This is a genomic window from Phycisphaerae bacterium (assembly GCA_035384605.1).
In the GTDB taxonomy this organism is placed as follows: Bacteria; Planctomycetota; Phycisphaerae; order UBA1845; family PWPN01; genus JAUCQB01.
Genome location: DAOOIV010000224.1, coordinates 1 through 3,317 on the forward strand (window position 1 = coordinate 1; position 3,317 = coordinate 3,317).

At 62.2% G+C, this 3,317-nt stretch carries 4 protein-coding genes; all 4 read left to right on the top strand.

All coding sequences use genetic code 11. The features are described 5' to 3' along the window. Window positions 1-1,566: flagellar hook-basal body complex protein (locus tag PLL20_22060; protein ID HPD32685.1), on the top strand; the 1,566-nt coding region annotated here is incomplete at its 5' end. Between the two features lie 89 nt (window positions 1,567-1,655). Continuing rightward, window positions 1,656-1,847 (top strand): flagellar FlbD family protein, encoded by a 192-nt coding sequence (locus tag PLL20_22065; GenBank protein ID HPD32686.1) that lies wholly within the window; start codon window positions 1,656-1,658, stop codon window positions 1,845-1,847. Window positions 1,848-2,035: 188 nt separating this feature from the next. Beyond that, on the top strand, window positions 2,036-3,037 hold the full coding sequence (locus PLL20_22070; protein ID HPD32687.1) for a MotA/TolQ/ExbB proton channel family protein: 1,002 nt from the start codon (window positions 2,036-2,038) through the stop codon (window positions 3,035-3,037). Window positions 3,038-3,039: 2 nt separating this feature from the next. Then, on the top strand, window positions 3,040-3,317 hold a 278-nt coding region (locus PLL20_22075; protein ID HPD32688.1), incomplete at its 3' end, for a flagellar motor protein MotB.

The following is a 3,317-nucleotide window of genomic DNA, read 5'->3' on the forward strand; positions in this document are numbered from 1 at the left end:
ATGCTCTCCGGCGGATCCGCCCCCAGCAATACCTCGGGCGGCACGAATCCGTCCCAGGTCGGCATGGGATCTTTGGTCGGCTCGATCCAGCGCAACTTCCAGTCCGGCGCCCTCGAGACCACCGGTGTGCCCACCGACATGGCCATCGAAGGCAACGGCTTCTTCATCGTCAGAACGCCGGAACTCAGGCAGGCTTACACCCGCGATGGCATGTTCGCCCTCGATGCCTCCAACACCCTCGTCACCTCGGACGGATACCCCGTTCAAGGCTACGGCATTGATGCCGCTTTCAACATCGATCGGTCCCGCTTGGTCGACCTCAACATCCCCCTGGGGACGCTCACCATCGCCCGGGCAACCTCATCAGCCGCCTTCGACGGCAATCTGAATGCCAACGGGACCATAGGCACGCAAGGCACGATTCTCTATTCGCAGGTGTTCACCGACGGTAGCGGCGGACCGGCCGCCACCGGCGCAACTCTGCTGACCAACCTGTACGACCCCACCGTCTCCACAACCAGCGCCCTCTTCGCGGTGGGCGACGTCATCACCCTTCAGGATGTCCGCAAGGGCGGCCGACAGATTGAAACGGCCAGCTTCACGGTTGATGCCGCCAGCACCCTGGATGATTTCCTGACTTTCCTGAACAACGAACTCGGACTGAACGCCGATCCGGCAGTACCCAATACGCCGGGCATTACCGTTGCCAGCGGCTTGGGCACTCCACCCGATGGAACGATCATCATCGAAGGCAACGTCGGCTACGATAACCGAATCGAAATCGCCCAGGTCGGAATCCGCAACTCCAACGAGACCGTCACCGCCAGTCCATTCCAGTTCACCCCACAGCAGCAAGCCAACGGCGAAAGCGTCTATACCAGTTTCCTCGTGTACGACTCCCTGGGCACGCCCATTCAGGTCAGTGTGACCGCTGTCCTCGAAAGCAAGACGGATGGCGGTACCCTCTGGCGGTTCTACACCGAAAGCACCGACGACACGGATCCGACGCCGGTCCTCGGAGCCACCGGTACCATCCAGTTCGACAACAACGGCCGCCTCCTGAACGTGACCAACAATATCCTTCAGATCGACCGCGATAACAGCGGAGCCTCAAACCCCGTGAGCTTCGAACTGGACTTCAGCAACCTCACCGGCTTGACGACCGACATGTCAACCCTGGTCATGACCTTCCAGGACGGCTTTGAGGCCGGTACCCTGACCAGCTTCAATACCGGTGCCGACGGGGTCATCAACGGTGTTTTCACCAACGGGCTCAGTCGCCCTCTCGGCCAGCTCGCCCTTGCCACCTTCATCAATTGCCAGGGCCTCGTCTCCCGGACCGACAACTTGTATTACGAAGGGTCGAATTCGGGCCAGCCGCTAATCACCGCCCCGGGTAATCTTGGTGCCGGTACCATCCAGGGAGCGACTCTGGAGCTCAGTAACGTCGATTTAACACGCGAATTTATCGGACTTGTCACGGCATCGACCGGTTTTTCGGCGTCCGGACGGGTGATCAACACCTCCAACGAACTGCTCAATGAATTGTTGTCGATAGCCCGATAAGAAAAGGTGCGGCCCACGCCTGAGGGCGGCCCACAGGCGCTGGGCCTCGAAACGTCCCGACGCCACAGGGTGACGCGGAAAACCGAAACGTGATCACACTGACCCGGTTGAACGGAACACGCTTCGTGATCAACGCGGAGCTGATCCGCACCGTCGAGGAGCGGCCCGATACGACCATCGTGTTGATCAACGGCGAGACCTTCATCGTTCGCGAACGCATGGAAGAGGTCGTCGCCCGGGCCATTGAGTACGGACGAATGATTCGGGTCTTCAGACCGTAGTGGCCGCCGGAAGACCCGTACTCGATTCGCTTGACTCGCGCAGCGCCCCGCCGGCACCATGCCCGCCGGCTTGGCTGACCTCGCCTGGCAGGTGAATCACATGAACCGCATGACCGATGTAAGACACAAGATACTCGGATGCACGAATCGTCCGATAAGTGCCGCGCCTTGGCACACAGGAGGTGGCCATGGTTGATCGCGCGACCGCTGTCGGGCTCGTATTGACCATCATGCTCTTGGCCGCAGTGATGGTCGCGGGCGCGGGCTTGTCCGCCCATGTGTTCTGGCAGACCTCCTCGTTGGCCCTCGTGCTCGGTGGTGCGGTCCTCACCACGGTGATGTCCTATCCCCCCGGGCAGTGGCGAGCCATCATCGGGATCCTGCGGAACGCCTTCTATCTTCGCACGCGCCCGATCGAGGAAACGCTGGTAACCCTGATGGCGCTGGCTGAGGTCGCCCGCCGCCAGGGTCTCCTGGCTTTGGATCGGCCTGTCGCGGGCTTGCCCGATGATTTCCTCAAGCGGGCCGTCCACATGGCCGTCGACGGATACGAGCCGGAAAAGATCCGCACGATACTCGAAGCCGAGCTGCAGAGCATCGACCTGCGGCATCGTGAAAACTGGGGAATGATTGAATCGATCGGCCGCAGCGCCCCGACGTTCGGCATGATCGGGACGCTCATCGGCCTCGTCGTTATGCTCGGAAGAATGGACGACCCGGGCAAGATCGGTCCTGGCATGGCGGTCGCCCTGATGACCACGCTTTACGGGCTGATCATCTCGAACGTGTTCTGTCTGCCGCTGGCACGAAAGCTTTCCCAGCGGAACGCCGAGGAGCTGTTGTGCAAGACGATGGTGATGGAGGGGGTGCTGGCAATTCAGGCTGGGGAGCACCCGCGCATGCTTGCACAAAGGCTGCAGGTCCTGCTTCCGCCGGAGCGGCGACCGGTACGCCTGCCGAAAACCGTGGCCCAGGCCATCGCCGAGCACGCTCCGGTGCACAAGCCCGCCGCAGGTGCCCCGCCGGGAGTGCCCGTCGAGATGCCACAGCCTCAACGGACGACAGGGCGACCGGCTGTCCAACAGCCCAGGCCGCCAATCACGTCGCCGACCCCGATTCAGGGCATCGGCGGCAATTCATCGACCCGGGCCGGCCGCGACCGCACCCGGGGTCTGGTCGGGGTGGCCTGAAAATGCGATTGTTCTGGAAAAGAACGGAAACCGATGAGACGGCGGGTTCTTCGTGGCTCCTCCCGTTCGGCGACATGATGTCGCTGCTCTTGGCGGTCTTCGTCATGATCGCCGCCATGAGCGAACTCCGTCCCGATCACCGGTTCCACAAGGTCCGATCGGCCGTCCGAAGCAGTCTCGGGTTCTCGGCCGGCGGAGGTCCAACGGGGGCAAAAGCCTCGCCGCTGTGGTCCTCGACGTTTGTCCAACGTCTCGAAAAGGCCGGGCTGATCGCTTCCGG

What these genes read in the sequence shown, in the direction of transcription:
- PLL20_22070 (HPD32687.1), top strand. Translation starts at nt 2,036, where the DNA reads ATGGTTGATCGCGCGACCGCTGTCGGGCTCGTATTGACCATCATGCTC.